Here is an 18,705-nt window from a genome sequence, read left to right as displayed (position 1 = left end):
CGGCGGGCCAGGAGTTACTTGGCCTTGGGAGTGGCTTCCTTGACGGCCTTGGTGGCGGTCTCGGTGGTCTCCTTGGCGCTTTCCTGGGCCTGCTTGACGCTGCCCTCGGTCAGCTTCTGGCTTTCCTGAACGAACTCCTGCTGCAGGGCCATCACCTTCTCGGCATCACCCTTCAGGCGCTCGGTCAGGTCCTGGACCACCTGCTGCTGGCCTTCCAGATAGCCCTTCAGGCCTTCGGCGTCCTTGACCTCGGTCAGGCTGCGCAGCTGCGCCAGGTTGATGTCGGCATAGACCTTGGTGGCCTCGAGCTGGGTATTGACCAGCTTCTCGGTGAAGTCGACGGAGAGGGCGGCGAAAGCCCGCGCCGGGGCGAAGAAAACGGACTCAAGCTGGGCGGTGTCAAATTGCTTGGCGTCAAATGCGAATGCGTTGGTCATGATGAGAACCTCCAGGGTTCTGAATGCTATGGAACGGGAGTTCCCGTCCTGTAACATTACACACTATAGCAGGGATTTTTGTGCAGTGCAACATTGACCAAGGACAGGACTGTCGACCAGGGTCCGCCAGGCTTCCCATGCTTGACCGTCGCCCGAGGATGGCGCCCCACTCACCAGCAGCATCTCTGCCGGCCGATGGGTCTTCAGGCTAGAGGGGGAATAAAGGTTTGATCAGCCATCAACTTAGCTTTCTTGTGACGGTGCAGTGGCACACATCGCCGTCGATACTATCAATACGAACAACAACTGGCCGATCCTCAGCCGGGTCTTCGGTAAACAGGAGCCAGCTATTGGAGTCGAGCCCCCGGACATATTCCCTGCCCACCTCAGGCTCCTTCACCTGATCCGTGCCAATCTTTGTGGTCATGCCAACCTCAAGGCGTCGTATATCTTGCATGGACTTCTCCTTAGTCAGAGTCAATAGAATATCACCTGCCAAGGCTGTCTTGGCGCCTCGTCGTGCTGCTACCCAACCTTGGAACCACCGCGTTGAAAGAATCCAGCAGCAAATGCCTTGTACAACACAGTGTATAGTAATCGGCTATACTTGTCCGCGAAGCCGCTCGAATACTCACCTGCTCGATTCCCTTCAACCGCTCCAGCGGCCAATTTACCTTATTATTGGATAGTTATTTCCCGCGTTTCATGGAGTTAGGCGTTATAGGCATGGCCGCATCTGCCTCCTGTTCCAGTGCTACGCTGACTTCTCCATCCAACGGTCGCAGAGGATCACACGTCATGGCCAGACGGATGCCCACCTACACCCGAAGCCTTCGCCAGCTTCGCAACGCCTGGTTCATCCGGACGCCTCAATCGCAAATCCTCGCAATCACCTTGACATGTGGCAAGACCTCCAGACGAGCGACCTCGACGAAGCCTTTTACTCGCTGATCATGGTGACGTTGAATCCGGGTTCTAGGAATGCCTCGGCATCCATGGAAAGGCAGCTCAGTAATTCAATCTAATCGTCAGGTTCAGGTTTTGCCCACTGTACGAAAAGCTAGCGGCTTCGAACGAAGGCGCACTCATCGTGGCTTTTGCGCCGCTTGAAAAGCCATAACCTTCCGTAGGGACCCCTAGAAAGTTAGTGGCAAGCTTGCCGTCCACGTTTTCATCATGAATGACGGCCAACGCATAGGTTCCCGGGGGGATATCTAAAAAGTGGCAACGCGCCTCGGAATCCCGAATTTTTATCATCATTATATTGGTTGCGGAGTGAAGAAATTCCGTAGGGAAACCCGCTGGCGACTCAAAAAGCGCGCAAGCCACACTCCCGGCATTGTTACGAATGTTGGGGATTTTCACGTGAATTCCGGGGCATGATGACTGGGCAAAGACGATAGCGGGAAAATGTGCAAGCATCAGCACTGCCGACAATGCTACACACCGAACAGCCATGGGGAGTCGCGTCACCGGTTGCCGGGCAGGGGAGCCGAGCTCAGACTCCCGATCAGTTGATTCACTCCTGGATTTTTTCATAGCTTCGATCCGACTAGCCTGGTTTAACCAATCATCAGGCACCCAACAGGAGTTACACTTCGTTCTTGTATATAGTGACTTGCAATGCGTACGTACGCGCAGCAATTATAACGCACACCGCCCGTCTTCAATTTATTGAAATACTTGAAAATTAATTAAATATCTACTACCTGAACCGATTCGTGAATGCTGTATAACAGGGACGAACGTGAATGTTGCATTTACCAAGGCATTCCCTCTGGGTCATAAGCTGCTTTAACCATACCATGAGGGTAGACTAACGTCCTCCATTCGGCCAAATAGCAAGTTCAGCTATACCTGATATAATGCCAGGATTCAGCGCCCCGCCTGCCCGGGTCCAGGCCATGTTCCCTCGCTTTCTGGCGATCAGTTCTACTTGCACGAGACCAAATGTGCCCGCGGCTAGGGGCATGAGCCAGCCTGATAGACGTGAGTGCATTCGAATTTGTGCAGCCTTCCATGGGCTGGCGTCAGGCTCGGGAAAGGCGAAGTACGCTCCCCAGAGCACGGCGGCAACGAACAAGGTAAGCGATGACTTACCCGATGTGCTCCATTTACCACTGCCCTCTGTGATTCTTGACGACAAGGACAGCAGCACATGCCTGAGTCGGGGGAGCCGCCTTGAGCGGACACGGGCATGGATGGCGGGCCACGCGAAAGAGGGCTGTGCCATGGGGTGTTTCGGCTGGCAGAAACACCATCGCCCATCCTCGGGGATGGGCGATGCGCGTGCCTGGGGGTGGCGGGTGCGTCAGTTGGAGGGGAAGTTCAACTGGGCCTGTTCCTGTGCATTCCGGGCGGGCCAGCGCTGGGAGACGGCCTTGCGGCGGGTGTAGAAGCGCACCGCGTCAGGGCCGTAGGCGTGGAGGTCGCCGAACAGCGACTCCTTCCAGCCACCGAAGCTGTGGAAGGCCACCGGTACAGGGAGCGGCACGTTGATGCCCACCATGCCCACCTCGATAGCGTCGCTGAAGCGCCGGGCGGCCTCGCCGTCGCGCGTGAACACGCAGGTGCCGTTGCCGTACTGGTGGGCGTTGATCAGCGCAATGGCCTCCTCGAAGGTCTCGACGCGCACCACGCAGAGCACCGGGCCGAAGATCTCATCGCGGTAGATGCCCATCTCCGGCGTCACCCGGTCGAACAGGGTGGCACCCAGGAAGTAGCCCGGCGATTCCGTCACCAGCGGGTGCTGGCGACCATCGACCACCAGCTCGGCGCCGGCCGCCTCGCCCTGCTCGATATAGCCGGCCACCTTGTCGCGGTGGGCGGCGTTGACCAGGGCACCCATGTCGAGGCCCTTCTCGGTGCCGGGGCCGATCTTCAGGGTGCGCGCCTGCTCGCCGACCTTCGCCACCAGGGCATCGGCGGTGGCATCGCCCACGCACACCGCCACCGAGATCGCCATGCAGCGCTCGCCGGCACTGCCGAAGGCGGCGCCGATCAGGGTGCTGGCGGCGTTGTCCAGGTCGGCGTCGGGCAGCACCACGGCGTGGTTCTTGGCCCCGCCCAGCGCCTGCACGCGCTTGCCGTTGTCGGCACCGCGGCGGTAGATCGATTTCGCTACCGGGGTGGAGCCGACGAAGGAGAGCGCCTTCACCTCGGGGGCGTCGATCAGCGCTTCCACGGCCTCGCGGTCGCCGTGGACCACCTGGAAGAGCCCAGCGGGCAGGCCCGCCTCCTCCAGCAGCTCGGCCATCTTGAGGGCGGCGGAGGGCACCTGCTCGGAAGGCTTGAGGATGAAGGCATTGCCACAGGCAATGGCCATGGGATACATCCACAGCGGCACCATGGCCGGGAAATTGAACGGCGTGATGCCGGCGACGATGCCCAGCGGCTGGTGATTGGACCAGGTGTCGATGCCCGGGCCGGCGTTTTGGGAGTACTCGCCCTTGAGCAGCTCCGGCACGCCGCAGGCGTACTCGACGTTCTCGATGCCGCGCTTGAGCTCGCCCATGGCGTCCTCGAGCACCTTGCCGTGCTCCTCGGCGACCAGGGCGCAGAGCTCGTCGGCTTCGCGCTCCAGCAGCATCTTGAAGCGGAACATCACCTGGGCGCGCTTGGCCGGCGGGGTGTCGCGCCAGGCGGGCTGTGCCGCCCGGGCGGCGTCGATGGCGCGCTCCACGGTGGCGGTGTCGGCCAGGGGCACGCGGCCGATCACCTCGGCGCTGGCCGGGTTCGTCACGTCCAGGTGGCGGTCGCCGTCCAGGCGCTCGCCACCGATCCAGTGGGTCAGGGTCTGCATGTCGCGTCCTTGTGGGTCAGACTTCACGGCCGAGCAGGGCCTCGTCGAAGGGGTAGCGGGAGAGCTTCTCGACCCCGGTGTCGGTGATCAGCACCTCCTCCTCGAGCTTGACGCCGTCGGCGGCGCCCACCTCGCCGATGTAGCTCTCCACCGAGACCACCATGCCGGGCTCGAGGACGCCATCCTTGGAGAAGCGGTCGAAGTCCATGTGGTGCGCCACCAGCGGCGTCTCGCCGTGCATGCCCACCCCGTGGATGATCGAGGGGTAGCGGCGATCCAGGAAGCGCTCGGGGATCTTCCACGCCGTTTCGGCGATCTCGCGATAGCTCATGCCGGGCTTGAGGATGCCCATGTTGTGGTGCACCTGGTCATAGGCCATGCGGTAGAGCTCGCGCTGGTAGGCGCTGGGCCGGCCGGGGCCGACGTGGAAGGTGCGCGAGAAGTCGGAGTAGTAGCCGTGGCAGCCGATGGTGTCGGTGTCCAGGGCCACCAGCTCGCCGGGGCGGATCTTGCGGTCGCTGGCCTCGTGGAACCAGGGGTTGGTGCGCGGCCCGGAGTTGAGCAGGCGGGTCTCGATGAACTCGCCGCCGCCGCGGATCACCTCGCCGTACATGATGGCGAACAGCTCGTTCTCGGTGACGCCGGGCTTGATGGCGGTCTCCACCTCGGCCACCGAGGCCTCGCTTGCCGCCATGGACTGGGCCAGGCAGGCGATCTCCTCGGGGGTCTTGATGCGACGGCAGTGCAGGGTGTCCTGCATGCAGTCATAGACATCGAGCCCCTGGGCCTCCAGGGAGCGGGCCAGGTTGAGCGCACAGCGGTCCAGGCCGACCTTCCTGTTGCCGCGGCCGTGTTCCTGGACGAGTTCGGCGATCTCCAGACCGAAGGGGTCCGAGGAGAGGTTGTCGCGCTGGTTCACCGCCGACCACACCACCTTGGAGGTGCGCGACTCGTCGATGGTCTCCAGCCAGGTGGAGATGTGCGCGCTGCCCGGGTACTCGAAGAGGATGATCGGGCCTTCCAGCGGCACATAGATGTAGCGCGTGGAGTTGCGCAGGAAGTAGCCGAACATGTTGCGTGAACCGGTGGCGTAGCGCTGGTTGTTGGGGTCGAACAGCACCAGGGCGGCGTAGCCCTGCTCGGCCATCATGGCGCGCAGGCGCGCCAGGCGCCCGGCGCGCAGCTGCACGGGGTCGAAGGCGGTGGGGATGCTGTCGCCGTTGGCCATCGGCGCGGACGGCACGACCGGAATGTGGTCCGGTTCGCTGTCGGTCAGTTTCTCTGACTCTACGATGCTCATGGGGTCTCTCGCTGTGTCGTCAGTGGGATGGCCGCCTGCACGCGCGGCCATCGGCAAGGGAAGTAGCAGGAAGCGACGTCGGGGCTCAGTCGGCCAGGCTGTCCGAGCGGTCCATGCCCTCCTCTAGGAGCCGCTCATGGACCGGCGCCATGCGGCCGAAGATGCGCTGGGCGCGCTCGGGGCGGCCGATGAAGCCCGGCTCCTTGGCGTAGGCGAAGATCACGGTGTGGCGCTCCTTGTCGCCCTCCACCGGGGTGACCCGGTGCAGCGAGTAGCGACCGAAGAAGACCTGCAGGTCGCCGGGCTGGAGGTCGAGGCTCTTGAGGCGCGTGCGGTCGCCGTCGATCACCTTTTCCACCTCCGCGAAGTTCTCGCCCTCCGGGCTGCGGATGCCCGGGGCGTACTCGAAGCGGCCGCCGCCGTGGGACTGGCGGGTCATCATGGTGACGATGAACTCGTTGGTGTCGTAGTGCCACGGATGCTGGCAGCCCTCGCGCAGCACGTTGACCACCAGGTCGGCGAGCGGGTCGGCGTACTGGTGAATCTCCTCCATGCCCACCACGGCACCGATGAAGCGCTGGAAGTCGGGATGCTCGTAGACCTGGCGGATGATGGTGTCGCCATCGATGCGATCGCCCGCCACGAAGCCGTTGGTGCGGTCGTCGAAGCGATTCACCGGATGGCTGGCCGGTTTCTCGGCATCGCCGGCGCTGTTGTAGGGATTGGTCTCGGTCTGGTTGTAGTGCGCCTCCGGCGAGAGGCGTTCGGTCTCGCGCTCGAGCCGAGCCAGGGCGTCCTCTGGGACGAAGTTCTTGAGCACCACGCAGCCGTCCTCGTCGAGCTGGCGACGGCACTGCTCGATCAGGGCGCGGCCGGCCTCGCCGTCCAGGTCATCGACGGGATAGCGGGCCAGGTCGATCAGGCCATCGAGGGGGTTCGTCGTCTGGACGTCAGCGGTTGCCTGCATGGCTCTCCTGCTCCTGAGTATTGCGGGATGTCGCTGGACAGCATAGTGACGCCTCATTCATAATGAAAATGAATGATTGAGATACAATCAATTTCAAGAGCTCATTGATCATGGATACCGTGCTGCTTCGCACCTTCGTCACCGTGGCCGAGTGCCAGGGCTTCAGCGCCGCCGGCAAGGTGCTGCATCGTACCCAGTCGGCGGTGAGCCTGCAGATCAAGCGTCTCGAGGACCAGATGGGCCAGTCGCTGCTGGAGCGCACCAGCCGCAGCGTGTTGCTGACCGCCCCGGGGGAGCGTCTGCTGCCCTATGCCCGCCACATGCTCAAGCTCGAGGACGAGGCCCGCGAGGCCCTGGGCGAGACGCGGCGCGGCGAGCTGATCCGCTTCGCCACCTCCGAGGAGCAGGCCGCCGCCTACCTGCCCGCCCTGCTGCCCCGCTACGCCGAGCGCTTCCCCGACACGCGCCTCGAGATCCACTGCGACATGAGCGCCAGCCTGGTGAAGCGCTTCCAGGAGGGGCTGCTGGACGTGGTGCTGTCAATCCGTCATCTGCCGACCCAGTCGGGCCAGCTGCTCGGCTGGGAGCCGATGGTCTGGGTGGTGGCCGAGAGCGTCTCGCCGGCCGACTGGGCGACCCTGCCCCTGGCGCTCAACCCGGAGGGATGCATCTTCCGCGCCCATGCCCTCTCGGCCCTGGGGCGCGAGGAGCGGCGCTGGGAGGTCCACTATTCCAGCCAGTCGCCTACCGGCATCAACCTGCCGGTCCAGGCGGGCCTGGCGATGACGGTGAAGACCCCGCGCAGTGTTCCCGAAGGGTGTCGCATCGTCGGCGAGGCGGAGGGCCTGCCGCCCCTGGGGCAGGTGGAGATCGAGCTGCACCGCCGGCCGGGGCACACCAGCGAGGCCCTGGAAGCCTTCTGCGAGGAACTGGAGCACCTGGTGATCGACCACGACGACGTGGCCGCCCCGGAGCCGAGCGAGGCCGTCACCTGAGCCATGGGCAATAGACGCCGCGGGCCCGCGTCGTCCAGCGACGCGGGCCCGCCTTGCTCAGCCGGGGCGCGATCAGGCGCCGCGTCCATCAGTCGCGCTGGTAGGTACCCACCAGGCGGTTCATGCCGATCAGGTGAGGCTCCGCCTGCTTGAGCAGTTCGGGCAGCGAGAGGCCTTCCGGCAGGTCGGTGGCCTTGTCCAGCGCCAGCACCCAGAAGTAGTAGTGGTGCACCCCGTGGCCCTCCGGCGGCATGGGGCCGCCATAGCCGGTCTTGCCGAAGTCGTTGAGCCCCGGAGTCCCCTCGCCGCTGCCCTCCTTGAGCTCGCTGGTGGCGGCGGGCAGGTTGTAGAGCACCCAGTGCACGAAGCCGTAGCTGCCGTTCTGCACCAGGGGGGCATCCGGGTCATGGCAGATCACCGCGAAGCCCTTGGTGCCCTCCGGGGCGCCCTGCCAGCTGAGGGCCGGCGAGACGTCGTCCCCCTCCCCGGTATGTTTCGTCGGAATGGCACCCCCCGCCGCAAAGGCGGAGCTTTCGAGCTGCATGGTCGAGAGAGCAAAGGCCATGGTGATCAACCTCCCTGGATATCCAAGATGTCTACGTTTCGACGTGACGGTGCGAGAGCGCCGACTCAGCGTCGGAGAAAGTCCGGCGCCTGTCAACGCCACTTCTCCATGGCATGATGGTCGCAAGCCACGAGTTCAACCCGGGAGACCGCCATGCCTCGCCTGCTGATCGTCGCCCATGCCCCTTCGCCCAATACCCTCCGGCTCCGCGAGGCCGCCGAGCGCGGGGGACGTCATCCCGATATCGAGGGCGTCGAGGTCACCGTCAAGCCACCCCTGGAGGCCGGCCCCGAGGATGTGCTGGCCTGCGATGCCATCCTGCTCGGCACCACCGAGAACCTGGGCTACATGAGCGGCGCCCTTAAGGACTTCTTCGACCGCAGCTACTACCCGGTGCTGGAGGAGAAGCAGGGGCTGCCCTGCGCGCTCTATATCCGCGCCGGCCGCGACGGCACCGGCACCCGCCGGGCCGTGGAGGGGATCGTCACCGGCCTGCGCTGGAAGTGGGTGCAGGAACCGCTGACCCTGCGCGGCGAGTGGCAAGAGGACTTCGTCGACCAGGTGGAGGAACTGGGCATGGCAATGGCCGCGGGGCTGGACGCCGGCGTGCTCTAACCATATGCGATTAAATTCCGTCGATAGTCCCTTCCGATCCTTAAGCCCCTGCTATACCTCAAGGAGGCCCGTCTACTCGCAGGGATTCTTGGGCCTTGTCGAACGCCGCATCGGCTGATCGCGCGACAACAAGACAACGACAAGATCAACAGAACAACACGATACGTCGACCAGACGCGATGAGAAGTCCCTCCCTCCGGCTTCCGCCCGGCCCCCCTCTTGGACCGGGAGTGCCTCTGGCCGACTCACTGACGCGAGGTGAGTCATGAAACCAACCGCAAGGCTGCTGGGGATCGGCCTGACCAGCCTGTTCCTCTGGAACCCGCCGTCGGCGCAGGCCGACGATCCCCTGATCATCGCCACCGCCAGCCCTGCCGGGGTCTACCACGTGGTCGGCCGGGCACTGTGCCGAGTCGTCGAGACGCCCTGCCGGGCGCAGCCCGGCGACGGCTCCAGTGCCAACCTGCGCGGGCTGCGACGCGGCGATCTTCAGCTCGCCATGGCCCAGTCGGATCTGCACCAGTATGCCACCCTGGGCACCGAGGGGTTCCGGAACGACGGCCCGGACGAGGCGCTGCGCTCCATCTTCTCGCTGCACAGCGAGCCCTTCACCCTGGTGGTGCGACGCGATGCCGGGATTCGGGACTTCGAGGACCTTCAGCAGCGCTCGGTGAACATCGGCAACCCGGGCTCCGGCCAGCGCGGCACCATGCTCAGGCTGATGGATGCCCGGGGCTGGAGCCGCAGCAACTTTCGCCAGATCCACGACCTGCCGGCCGACCAGCAGTCCATGGAGCTCTGCCACGGCAACATCGATGCCATGGTCTATACCGTGGGCCATCCCAATGCCTCGGTGGCCCAGGCCATCCGGCTGTGCAATGCCGAGATCGTCGACGTGCAGGGCGAGTTCGTCGACCTGCTGGTGGACGCCTACCCCTATTTCACGCGGGCCTCGATCCCCGCCGGCCTCTACGGCCCGGACCAGCAGGCAGTGAGCACCTTCGGGGTCAAGGCCACCCTGGTCACCAAGGCGGACACCGACGCCGACCTGGTCTACCGGCTGGTCTCCAGCGTGTTCGACAACTTCGCACGCTTCAAGGCGGCCCATCCCGCCCTGGGCCAGCTGACGCCCCAGGCGATGATCCGAGAGGGGCTCAGCGCGCCCCTGCACGAAGGGGCGCTGCGCTTCTACCGAGAACAGGGATGGGTCGAGGCCGAGAGCATGATGTCCGAACGCAACGACCAACCCCGCCTGGCCGAGCACGCCGCAGCAAGGCTCGAATGAAACCCGTGCCCGCAACGCAGAACGGCACCCCGAAGGGTGCCGTTCTGCGTATCACCGCGACCGTTTTCAGGCCGGGCGGGTTACCTGAGGCGTTCGAACACCGTGGCCACGCCCTGCCCCATGCCGATGCACATGGTGGCCAGGCCCAGGGTGGTCTCACGCTCCTGCATCACGTTGAGCAGGGTGGTGCTGATGCGCGCCCCGGAGCAACCCAGCGGGTGGCCCAGGGCGATGGCGCCGCCGTGGAGGTTGACCTTGTCGTCCATGGCGTCGCGCAGGCCCAGGTCCTTGAGCACCGGCAGCGCCTGGGCGGCAAAGGCCTCGTTGAGCTCCACGGTCTGGATGTCGTCGATGGTCAGACCCGCCGCCTTCAGCGCCTTCTTCGAGGCCGGCACCGGGCCATAGCCCATGATGGAGGCATCGCAGGCGGCCACCCCGGTGGAGAGCACCCGGGCGATGGGCTCAAGGCCCAGGGCCTGGGCGCGCTCGTAGCTCATCACCGCCATGCCGGCCGCCCCCACCGAGAGCGCCGAGGAGGTGCCGGCGGTGACGGTGCCGCCGCGGGGGTCGAAGGCCGGCTTCAGCTCGGCCATCCTCTCCAGGCTGGCGTCGCTGCGGATCACCTCGTCGCGGTCGACCCGCACCCGGAAGCCATTGGCATCATGGCCCTCGATGCCGATGATCTCGCGGTCGAACCCGCCGTTCTCCATCGCCGCCTGGGCCCGCTGGTGCGAGCGCACGCCGAAGGCGTCCTGCTCCTGGCGGGAGATGCCGTGCATCTTGCCCAGCAACTCCGCGGTCAGCCCCATCATCATGGCCGCCTTGGCCACGTGCTTGCTGGCCGCCGGGTTGACGTCGACGCCATGGGTCATGCCCACGTGCTCCATGTGCTCCACGCCGCCGATGATGTAGAACTCGCCCATGCCGGCCCGGATGTTGGCGGCGGCGATGTGCAGCGCGCTCATCGAGGAGCCGCACAGGCGATTGACCGTCTGCGCCGGCACGGTGTGTGGGATGCCGGTGAGGATCGCCGCGTTGCGGGCGATGTTCATGCCCTGCTCCAGGGTCTGGTTGACGCAGCCCCAGATCACGTCGTCGACCTCGGCGGGGTCGAGCCCCGGGTTGCGGTCGAACAGCGCCTGCATCACCGCGGCGGAGAGGTTCTCGGCGCGCACGTGGCGGAAGGCCCCCTGCTTCGCCTTGGCCATGGCGGAACGGGCACAGTCGACCACCACCACGTCTCTCGGATTCAAGCTCATCGATAACTCCTTAAATAATGTCCGGAACGTCCTGACCGTTGCGTGGCATCTCGTGTGGACGCGTCAGCCCTGGGCCTTGCTGGCGTAGAATTTCTCGCCGGAGGCGGCCATCTGGCGCAGCTTCTCGGTGGGCGCATAGAGCGGGCCGAGATGCTCGGCCAGGCGCTCGGCCTGGGCGACGAAGGCGTCGACGCCCATGGCATCGATGTAGCGCAGCGCACCGCCGCGGAACGGCGGGAAACCGATGCCGTAGATCAGCGCCATGTCGGCCTCGGCCGGGCTGCCGACGATGTCGTCCTCCAGGCAGCGCACGGTCTCAAGGCAGAGCGGCACCATCATGCGGGCGATGATCTCCTCGTCGGAGAACTCGCGGCGCTCCCTGGCCACGCCCTTGACCAGCTCGATGGCGGCCTCGTCGGTGACCTTCCGGGGCTTGCCCTTGCGGTCCTCCTCGTAGGCGTAGAAGCCCTTGGCGTTCTTCTGGCCCAGGCGGTCGTGCTCCACCATGACCTGGATGGCGCTCTTGCCCTGGCCGTCTCCCCGCTCACCGGCCATGCCGGCCATCCGCTCCGGGAAGCCCTCGGCCATCACCTCGCCGGCGTGCACCGCGGTGTCCATGCCCACCACGTCGAGCAGGTAGGCGGGTCCCATGGGCCAGCCGAATTTCTCCATCACCTTGTCGATATGCTGGAAGTCGGCGCCCTGCTCCACCAACTGGCTGAAGCCGCCGAAGTAGGGAAAGAGCACCCGGTTGACCAGAAACCCCGGGCAGTCGTTGACCACGATGGGCGTCTTGCCCATGGCCCGGGCATAGGCCACGGTGGCCGCCACCGCGGCGTCGGAGGTCTTCTCGCCGCGGATCACCTCCACCAGCGGCATGCGGTGCACCGGGTTGAAGAAGTGCATGCCGCAGAAGTTCTCAGGCCGCTTGAGGTTCTCGGCCAGGCGGGTGATGGAGATGGTCGAGGTGTTGGAGGCCAGTATCGTCTCCTCCCCCACCTGGCCTTCCACCTCGGTGAGCACCGCGTCCTTGACCTTGGGGTTCTCGACCACCGCCTCGACCACCAGATCGACGTGGCCGAAGTCGCCATAGGAGAGGGTCGGGCGAATGTTGCTGAGCTTCTCGGCCATCTGCCCGGTGGAGAGCTTGCCCCGCTCCACCTGCTTGGCGAACAGCTTGCGGGCTTCCTTGAGGCCAAGCTCGATGGCCTCCTCCTTGATGTCCTTCATCAGGATGGGCGTGCCCTTGGAGGCGCTCTGGTAGGCGATGCCGCCCCCCATGATGCCGGCGCCGAGCACCGCCGCCTGCTTGACGGGCCGCGCCTGCTTCTCGTACTGGCTGCCCTTCTTCTTGACCACCTGGTCGTTCATGAACAGGCCGACCAGATTGAAGGCCACCTCGGAGAGCGCCAGCCTGGCAAAGGCCTTGGCCTCGATGGCCTGGGCACGGGCGCGCGACTCGCCGGCGCCCTTCTGGATGACCTTGATGGCCTCCACCGGCGCCGGGTAGTGCGGCCCCGCCTTGCCGGCTACATAGCCCTTGGCGGTCTCGAAGGCCATCATCTGCTCGATGGGGCCGAGCGTGAGCGGCGCGCTCTTCTCGGCGCGGCGGGCCTGGTAGTCGAGCTCTCCCCGGTGGGCGCGCGCCAGGATATCCAGGGCCGCGGCGTCCAGTTGCTCGCCCGGCACCACGGCGTCCACGGCCCCCATCTCGAGGGCGGCCTCGGCGCGGTTCTCGGTGCCACCGGCGATCCACTCCACGGCATTGTCGGCACCGATGATGCGCGGCAGTCGCACGCAGCCGCCCCAGCCGGGCAGGATACCGAGTTTGGTCTCGGGCAGGCCGATCTTCGCGGACTCGGCCATGACGCGAAAGTCCGTGGTCAGGGTGATCTCGCAGCCACCGCCCAGGGCCAGGCCATTGATGGCGGTGACAGTGGGAAACGGCAGGTCCTCGATGGCATTGAAGATGCCATGCACCCGCTCGAGCATGGCCTCGATCTGCTCCGCGCCCTGCTCGAACATGCCATGGAACTCGGTGATGTCGGCGCCGACGATGAACGCCTCCTTGGCGCTGCCGATCACCAGGCCCTCGAGGCCCTTCTCGGCGCGAATGGCCGCAACGGCCTCGCCCAGTTCCGCGACCACGGCGCTGGAGAGCTTGTTGATGGACTCGTCTTTCAGGTCGAAGGTGAGCGTGGCGATGGCATCGCCACCGTCCTCGAGACCACGCGCCACCGTGATGGCATTGCCTTGATAGATCATCCACGAACCTCCATGCAGGAATTCATACGGCCGTTTGATTTTCGACAGCTTGGTGCAGCCGAGCCCTAACGTCAAGCCCCTATCGACAGCATGGCACGTCCATGGCGACTCACCCCAGGGAGGCCCGCGCTGTTAGACTCGATGGATGAACCGAGAACCGTCGATGGGCGCGCCCCATTCCCCTTCCTCCCCTGCTGCCGGCAGGCAGTGGCCGCGCCTCAGCGCCTGGCAGGAACGTATCGAACGCCTGGTGGAGCGTGCCCGGCCCTGGAGCTGGCTGTGGCCACCGATGGCCCTCGCCGCCGGCCTGGGAAGCTTCTTCCTGGTGGAGCGCCAACAGTGGCTGGGAGCGATGCTGGCACTGGGCATGCTGCTGGCCTGGGTACTGCTGCTCTCCGAGAGCCTCATCGGCCGACTGCTGGCCCGACGTGGCTACCCCACGCTGCCCCGTGGCGTGACCACCTTCATCGCCCAGCTGATCCACCAGGAGACGCTGTTCTTCACCCTGCCCTTCCTGCTGGCCACTACGGTATGGCGCAGCGGCCAGGCGTTCTTCACCCTGTTGATCCTGGCCATGGCGCTGCTGTCGATCCTCGACCCGCTCTACTATCGGCTGGCCGGTCGGCTGCGCTGGGTCTACTTCGCCTTCCATGCGCAGTGCGTGTTCCTGGTGGTCCTGGTCACCCTACCCACCCTGCTCCACCTGACCACCGGCCAGAGCCTGCTGCTGGCCATCGGCGCCATGGTGCTGTTCAGCCTGCCGAGCCTGATGCACCTGCTGCGGCCCATGAGTCCCTCGCGCTGGCTGGCGATGCTGGCCCTGCTGCCGTTGCTGGCCGGCGTGGCCTGGGCGGGACGCGCCTGGGTGCCGCCGGCCAGCCTGTGGATCTCGGGCAGTGCCCTCTCGCCCGAGTTCGATACCGAGGCCAGGAGACCGGTCGGCAGCACTTCCCTGACCCCGGCGGCCCTGGCCAGCGAGGGGCTCTATGCCTTCACGGCGATCCATGCCCCCCGCGGCCTACGCGAGGAGGTGGTGCATGTATGGCGACAGGACGGCGAGGAGGTCGACCGCATCCCGCTGGAGATCCAGGGGGGACGCGCGGCCGGCTACCGGGCCTGGAGCCACAAGCAGAACTTCCCCGAGGAGGCGGGCGGCAGATGGCGTATCGACGTGATGACCGACAGCGGCCAGCGGATCGGGATGCTGCGCTTCACGGTGAGTGACGACGCCGGGGCGGCGACCCTGGCCGACGGCACGATACAGCGGCCCTCGGGCATTCCTGGCCTGGATGTCCGGCGGCTCCTGCCCCGGCCCGAGTCCGTTACAGAGGCGGGACCCGAGGAGGCACCCGAGGAGGAGGTCCAGCAGGCGGCGGCGAAGGCGCCCGGCTCCCCGGGAGGCGAGGAGGCCCCGGAGGAAGAGACGCGAGCGAACGAGGAAGGCGAGGAAGGCGAGGAAGGCGAGGAAGGCGAGGAAGGCGAGGAAGGCGAGGCAGAGGATGACGCCGGATCGGCCGAGGGCGTGCAATGATAAGCCTGCTTGCATTACACGGCGGCGGTTCGGACAATCCGCTCAGGCTCATCCCGGATGCACAGACCCATGCACCAGAACATCGGCTTCCAGCTGTCCCGCGTGCCGCGCCTGTGGCGCGCCGTCATCGACCGGCGACTGGCGCCGCTGGGCCTGACCCAGACCCGCTGGATCACCCTCTACCACCTCTGGCGGCTCGGTGACGGCCAGCCGCAGTGCGACCTGGCCCGCGCCATCGGCGTCGAGGCGCCCTCACTGGTCCGTACCCTGGACCAGCTCTCCGAGCAGGGACTGATCGAGCGGCGCGGCTGCGACCAGGACCGCCGCACCAAGCGCATCTACCTGACGCCCGAGGCCACGCCGCTGCTGGAGCAGATCGATGCGGTGGTCAGCCAGGCGCGCAGCGAGATGCTGGCCGGCCTCGACGACGAGGAGGTCGACCAGCTGGCGAGCCTGCTGTCGCGCATCGAGGAGAACGGCCTGGCGATCCAGGCCCGCGAGGATGCACAGTGACCGCGCTCAGGCGCGCGGGCCCTCCAGGGGCACCTCCTTCTCGGGATGGTCGGGACGCCCGGCCAGGGCGTCGCGCAGGGCCGTGAAGTCCTCCAGATAGCTGGAGAAGCGCTCGGTATCCTGCGACTCCCACCACCAGAGCCCGAGGGCGGCCCGGTTCGACTCCAGCACACTGGCATCCAGCGGCAGGCGCGTCAGCAGCGCCTCGAGGGGCGCCTCGGCCGCCGCCGGCAGGGGCCGCAGCGGCTCGAAGCGCCAGTACCAGCCATGCCGGAACGGCTTGAGCGCCGGCCCGGCCTTCGAATCTCGCACCAGCGTGAAGTCGGGCCCCGGCTGTTGCGGCGGATAGGGCCAGCGGTAGTGGGGCATGACGCCCCTGGCTTCATGAAAGGGTGGCTTGTCCAGCTTGACGGTGACGCCCGCCCGGCTCATGGCCGTTCGCATCCGCGCCACCCGCTTCTGGCGCGGGTTCGGCTTGAGCCAGAGTAGCGGCGAGATCACCAGCATCACCGCGACGAGAATGATCAACCATGCCATGCCGTTCTCCCTGTGAATCTTGATGCAAGTCGTTGTCTTGTCACGCGAGCCGTCCTAGAGTGGAAGCATCCCCAAACACGCTGGATGCTGTACGGAGAGTCACACCATGAGCAACGAATATCGTCATGTCCTGGTCGCCGTCGACCTGACAAAGGACTCCCACAAGGTCCTGGAGCGGGCGATGCAGATCGCCGACCGCAACCAGGCCAAGCTGTCCATCATGCATACCCTGGAGCCGCTGGGCTTCGCCTATGGCGGCGACATCCCCATGGACCTCACCAGCATCCAGGACCAGCTCGACGAGCACGCCAAGCAGCGCCTGGCCGAGATCGCCGACACCCATGTGCCCAAGGAGAACCAGCACGTGGTGGTGGGCATGCCCGATACCGAGATCCACCGCTTCGCCGAGGAGCATGACGTCGACCTGATCGTGGTCGGCTCCCACGGCCGCCATGGCTTCGCCCTGCTGCTCGGCTCCACCTCCACCGGTGTGCTGCACGGCGCCCAGTGCGACGTACTGGCCGTGCGGGTGGGGGCCAAGGGCGAGAAGAGCGAGGAGTAACCGCCCGCTTCGACCCGATAGACCGCAAGGGCGCCCCTTGGGCGCCCTTGCTGTTTCGGGCCCTACGCCGGCGACGCCTCGCCCTGTCACTCTCCTGCCGCCATCGCCTCCAGTTCCATCCAGCGCTCCATGGCCGCTTCCAGCTCGGCCTGGGTATCGTTCAGCGACTGCAGGGTCGCGGTCACGGTCTCGGCATCCTGCTGGTAGAAGGCCGGGTCGCCGACCCGTGCCTCGAAGGCGGCCACCTCGCCCTCGAGGCGCTCGATCTCGGCCGGCAGGCCGTCGAGCTCGCGCTGCAGCTTGTAGGAGAGCTTGGCCGGCCGGTTCGCCGTGGCGGACTCGGAGGCCGACCTGGCCTCTGCCGCGTTATTGCTCGCCGCCGGGGCCGCGGGTTCGGCCTGCTGGCGCGCCGCCCCCTCCCAGGGGGCCGGGGGCAGCCTGCCCCCCTGGCGTACCCAGTCGCTGTAGCCGCCCACGTACTCGCGCACCCGGCCCTGGCCCTCGAAGGCCAGCACGCTGGTCACCACGTTGTCCATGAAGGCGCGGTCGTGGGAAACCAGCAACAGGGTGCCGTCGAAGTCGAGCAGCAGTTCCTCGAGCAGCTCCAGGGTCTCGACGTCGAGGTCGTTGGTGGGCTCGTCGAGCACCAGGACATTGGCCGGCTGGGTGAACAGCTTGGCCAGCAGCAGGCGGTTGGACTCGCCGCCGGAGAGCGCCTTGACCGGTTGGCGCACCCGGTCCGGGGTGAACAGGAAGTCCTGCAGGTAGCTCATCACGTGGCGGTCGCGGCCGCCCACGGCGATGCGATCGCTGCCCTGGGCCACGTTGTCGTAGACGCTCTTCTCCGGCTCCAGCCCGGCGCGCAGCTGGTCGAAATAGGCGACCTGCAGCTTGGTCCCGAACTGCACCTTGCCCTCGGTCGGCTCGAGCTCGCCGAGCAGGATCTTGAGCAGGGTCGTCTTGCCGGCACCGTTGCGGCCGATGAAGCCGATGCGGTCGCCGCGCTGGATCTCGAGGCTGAGGTCGTCGATCACCACCTCGTCGCCGAAGCGCTGGGTGACGTGCTCGAGGCTCACTACCCGCTTGCCGCTGCGGGCGCCGCTGTCGACGGAGAGCGAGGCCTTGCCCTGGCGTTCGCGGCGTTCGCTGCGCTCCCGGCGCAGCTGCTCCAGCGCCCTCACCCGTCCCTCGTTGCGGGTGCGCCGTGCCTTGATGCCCTGGCGGATCCAGGCCTCCTCCTGGGCGAGCTTCTTGTCGAACTCGGCATGCTCCCGGGCCTCGACCTCCAGTTCGTGGGTCTTCTGCTCCTGGTAGGCGGCGTAATCCCCGGGATAGCGGCCCAGGCGCCCGCGGTCGAGCTCGAGGATCGCCGTGGCAAGCTTCGAGAGGAAGGCACGGTCGTGGGTGATGAAGAGCACGGCGCCATTGAAGTCCAGCAGCTGCTCCTCGAGCCAGGCGATGGTGTCGAGGTCGAGGTGGTTGGTGGGCTCGTCTAACATTAGCAGGTCGGGCTCGGCGACCAGCGCCCGGGCCAGCGCCACGCGGCGCCGCCAGCCACCGGAGAGCGCGGCCATCTCGGCGTCGGCAGGCAGCCCCAGTCGGGTCAGCACCACGTCGATGCGCTGGTGGAAGGACCAGCCGTCGATCGCCTCGATCCGCGTCTGCAGCTCGGCCATGCGTCGCATGTCCGGCGTCTCGTCGTGGATCAGGTGGTGATACTCGGAGAGCAGTTCACCGGCCTCGGGAAGGCCCTGGGCCACCACGTCGAAGATGGTCTGGCCGGTGGCATCCGGCAGCTCCTGGGCGAGCACCCCGATCTTCAACCCCGGCGCCCGCCAGATGTGGCCACCATCGGCCTGGATCTCGCCGGCCACCAGCTTGAGCAGGGTCGACTTGCCGGTCCCGTTGCGCCCCACCAGGGCGAGGCGCTCGCCCTTCTCCAGCACCAGGTCGGCGCCGTCGAGCAGCACTTGGGTGCCGTAGGCCAGTTGCAGCTGTTCCAGACGTAGCAGGGTCACGCGCTCACCTCTTCATTCATCGAGGGCGCTAGTGTAACGCATGGCCGGCCCGCC

General features: G+C 66.2%; 17 protein-coding genes. 6 read left to right on the top strand and 11 right to left on the bottom strand.

The genetic code is table 11. The features are described from left to right. Positions 1-14: 14 nt before the first annotated feature. From QLQ86_RS09365 to QLQ86_RS09340, 6 genes are all read right to left on the bottom strand, one after another. A complete protein-coding gene (locus QLQ86_RS09365) occupies positions 15-437 on the bottom strand; it encodes a phasin family protein (protein WP_282734006.1) in 423 nt (140 codons plus the stop codon). Between the two features lie 238 nt (positions 438-675). Next, positions 676-894: a hypothetical protein gene (locus QLQ86_RS09360; RefSeq protein WP_027962492.1), complete on the bottom strand. Its 219-nt coding sequence runs from the start codon at positions 892-894 to the stop codon at positions 676-678. Between the two features lie 551 nt (positions 895-1,445). Then, positions 1,446-1,802, bottom strand: coding sequence for a DUF2141 domain-containing protein (locus tag QLQ86_RS09355; protein WP_282816701.1), 357 nt, complete (start codon positions 1,800-1,802; stop codon positions 1,446-1,448). Positions 1,803-2,748: 946 nt separating this feature from the next. Next, the gene (locus tag QLQ86_RS09350) at positions 2,749-4,239 is read right to left on the bottom strand and encodes a CoA-acylating methylmalonate-semialdehyde dehydrogenase (protein ID WP_282816700.1); all 1,491 of its coding nucleotides are present in this window, start codon (positions 4,237-4,239) and stop codon (positions 2,749-2,751) included. 16 nt (positions 4,240-4,255) lie between these two features. Further along, on the bottom strand, positions 4,256-5,539 hold the full coding sequence (locus tag QLQ86_RS09345) for a M24 family metallopeptidase (protein ID WP_282816699.1): 1,284 nt from the start codon (positions 5,537-5,539) through the stop codon (positions 4,256-4,258). Between the two features lie 85 nt (positions 5,540-5,624). Next, on the bottom strand, positions 5,625-6,506 hold the full coding sequence (locus QLQ86_RS09340; RefSeq protein WP_282816698.1) for a HalD/BesD family halogenase: 882 nt from the start codon (positions 6,504-6,506) through the stop codon (positions 5,625-5,627). Between the two features lie 110 nt (positions 6,507-6,616). On the opposite strand from QLQ86_RS09340, the gene QLQ86_RS09335 reads away from it, so the two are divergent. Beyond that, positions 6,617-7,501 carry a LysR family transcriptional regulator gene (locus QLQ86_RS09335; RefSeq protein WP_282816697.1) on the top strand — a complete coding sequence of 295 codons (885 nt, stop codon included), beginning with the start codon at positions 6,617-6,619 and terminating at the stop codon, positions 7,499-7,501. Positions 7,502-7,589: 88 nt separating this feature from the next. Here the strand turns inward: QLQ86_RS09335 and QLQ86_RS09330 are convergent, their stop codons facing one another. Beyond that, positions 7,590-8,066, bottom strand: coding sequence for a YbhB/YbcL family Raf kinase inhibitor-like protein (locus tag QLQ86_RS09330; RefSeq protein ID WP_282733645.1), 477 nt, complete (start codon positions 8,064-8,066; stop codon positions 7,590-7,592). 153 nt (positions 8,067-8,219) lie between these two features. Here QLQ86_RS09330 and QLQ86_RS09325 point away from each other — a divergent pair, with 153 nt between their 5' ends. Together QLQ86_RS09325 and QLQ86_RS09320 are read left to right on the top strand one after the other, a co-directional pair. Next, entirely contained in the window at positions 8,220-8,681 is a 462-nt protein-coding gene (locus QLQ86_RS09325) for a flavodoxin family protein (RefSeq protein WP_282733644.1), read from the top strand. Between the two features lie 265 nt (positions 8,682-8,946). Then, complete coding sequence (locus tag QLQ86_RS09320) at positions 8,947-9,966, top strand: TAXI family TRAP transporter solute-binding subunit (protein ID WP_282733643.1); 1,020 nt, start codon at positions 8,947-8,949, stop codon at positions 9,964-9,966. 80 nt (positions 9,967-10,046) lie between these two features. Here the strand turns inward: QLQ86_RS09320 and fadA are convergent, their stop codons facing one another. Together fadA and fadB are read right to left on the bottom strand one after the other, a co-directional pair. Further along, positions 10,047-11,225: an acetyl-CoA C-acyltransferase FadA gene (gene fadA / locus QLQ86_RS09315; RefSeq protein ID WP_282733642.1), complete on the bottom strand. Its 1,179-nt coding sequence runs from the start codon at positions 11,223-11,225 to the stop codon at positions 10,047-10,049. 63 nt (positions 11,226-11,288) lie between these two features. Next, positions 11,289-13,490, bottom strand: a complete 2,202-nt coding sequence (fadB, locus tag QLQ86_RS09310; protein ID WP_282816696.1) for a fatty acid oxidation complex subunit alpha FadB — start codon at positions 13,488-13,490, stop codon at positions 11,289-11,291. Between the two features lie 163 nt (positions 13,491-13,653). Here fadB and QLQ86_RS09305 point away from each other — a divergent pair, with 163 nt between their 5' ends. Both QLQ86_RS09305 and slyA read left to right on the top strand, forming a co-directional pair. Continuing rightward, complete coding sequence (locus tag QLQ86_RS09305) at positions 13,654-15,021, top strand: DUF5924 family protein (protein WP_326521275.1); 1,368 nt, start codon at positions 13,654-13,656, stop codon at positions 15,019-15,021. A gap of 69 nt (positions 15,022-15,090) precedes the next feature. Beyond that, positions 15,091-15,534 carry a transcriptional regulator SlyA gene (gene slyA / locus QLQ86_RS09300; protein ID WP_282816695.1) on the top strand — a complete coding sequence of 148 codons (444 nt, stop codon included), beginning with the start codon at positions 15,091-15,093 and terminating at the stop codon, positions 15,532-15,534. A 6-nt stretch (positions 15,535-15,540) separates the two neighbouring features. Here the strand turns inward: slyA and QLQ86_RS09295 are convergent, their stop codons facing one another. Beyond that, entirely contained in the window at positions 15,541-16,071 is a 531-nt protein-coding gene (locus QLQ86_RS09295) for a preprotein translocase subunit YajC (protein WP_282733639.1), read from the bottom strand. A 106-nt stretch (positions 16,072-16,177) separates the two neighbouring features. On the opposite strand from QLQ86_RS09295, the gene QLQ86_RS09290 reads away from it, so the two are divergent. Then, positions 16,178-16,633, top strand: coding sequence for a universal stress protein (locus tag QLQ86_RS09290; RefSeq protein WP_282733638.1), 456 nt, complete (start codon positions 16,178-16,180; stop codon positions 16,631-16,633). An 86-nt stretch (positions 16,634-16,719) separates the two neighbouring features. On the opposite strand, the gene QLQ86_RS09285 is transcribed toward QLQ86_RS09290, so the two are convergent. Further along, complete coding sequence (locus QLQ86_RS09285) at positions 16,720-18,651, bottom strand: ATP-binding cassette domain-containing protein (RefSeq protein ID WP_282733637.1); 1,932 nt, start codon at positions 18,649-18,651, stop codon at positions 16,720-16,722. Between the last annotated feature and the right edge of the window lie 54 nt (positions 18,652-18,705).

Source organism: Halomonas rhizosphaerae, assembly GCF_030012485.1.
Lineage (GTDB): Bacteria > Pseudomonadota > Gammaproteobacteria > Pseudomonadales > Halomonadaceae > Halomonas > Halomonas rhizosphaerae.
This window is presented reverse-complemented; position numbering and strand designations above follow the sequence as displayed.

Excerpts from the sequence above, each read along its gene's own strand:
- QLQ86_RS09365 (WP_282734006.1), bottom strand. The coding sequence starts at position 437 with ATGACCAACGCATTCGCATTTGACGCCAAGCAATTTGACACCGCCCAG.
- QLQ86_RS09360 (WP_027962492.1), bottom strand. The coding sequence starts at position 894 with ATGCAAGATATACGACGCCTTGAGGTTGGCATGACCACAAAGATTGGC.
- QLQ86_RS09350 (WP_282816700.1), bottom strand. The coding sequence starts at position 4,239 with ATGCAGACCCTGACCCACTGGATCGGTGGCGAGCGCCTGGACGGCGAC.
- QLQ86_RS09345 (WP_282816699.1), bottom strand. The coding sequence starts at position 5,539 with ATGAGCATCGTAGAGTCAGAGAAACTGACCGACAGCGAACCGGACCAC.
- QLQ86_RS09340 (WP_282816698.1), bottom strand. The coding sequence starts at position 6,506 with ATGCAGGCAACCGCTGACGTCCAGACGACGAACCCCCTCGATGGCCTG.
- QLQ86_RS09335 (WP_282816697.1), top strand. The coding sequence starts at position 6,617 with ATGGATACCGTGCTGCTTCGCACCTTCGTCACCGTGGCCGAGTGCCAG.
- QLQ86_RS09330 (WP_282733645.1), bottom strand. The coding sequence starts at position 8,066 with ATGGCCTTTGCTCTCTCGACCATGCAGCTCGAAAGCTCCGCCTTTGCG.
- QLQ86_RS09325 (WP_282733644.1), top strand. The coding sequence starts at position 8,220 with ATGCCTCGCCTGCTGATCGTCGCCCATGCCCCTTCGCCCAATACCCTC.
- QLQ86_RS09320 (WP_282733643.1), top strand. The coding sequence starts at position 8,947 with ATGAAACCAACCGCAAGGCTGCTGGGGATCGGCCTGACCAGCCTGTTC.
- fadA (WP_282733642.1), bottom strand. The coding sequence starts at position 11,225 with ATGAGCTTGAATCCGAGAGACGTGGTGGTGGTCGACTGTGCCCGTTCC.
- fadB (WP_282816696.1), bottom strand. The coding sequence starts at position 13,490 with ATGATCTATCAAGGCAATGCCATCACGGTGGCGCGTGGTCTCGAGGAC.
- QLQ86_RS09305 (WP_326521275.1), top strand. The coding sequence starts at position 13,654 with ATGGGCGCGCCCCATTCCCCTTCCTCCCCTGCTGCCGGCAGGCAGTGG.
- slyA (WP_282816695.1), top strand. The coding sequence starts at position 15,091 with ATGCACCAGAACATCGGCTTCCAGCTGTCCCGCGTGCCGCGCCTGTGG.
- QLQ86_RS09295 (WP_282733639.1), bottom strand. The coding sequence starts at position 16,071 with ATGGCATGGTTGATCATTCTCGTCGCGGTGATGCTGGTGATCTCGCCG.
- QLQ86_RS09290 (WP_282733638.1), top strand. The coding sequence starts at position 16,178 with ATGAGCAACGAATATCGTCATGTCCTGGTCGCCGTCGACCTGACAAAG.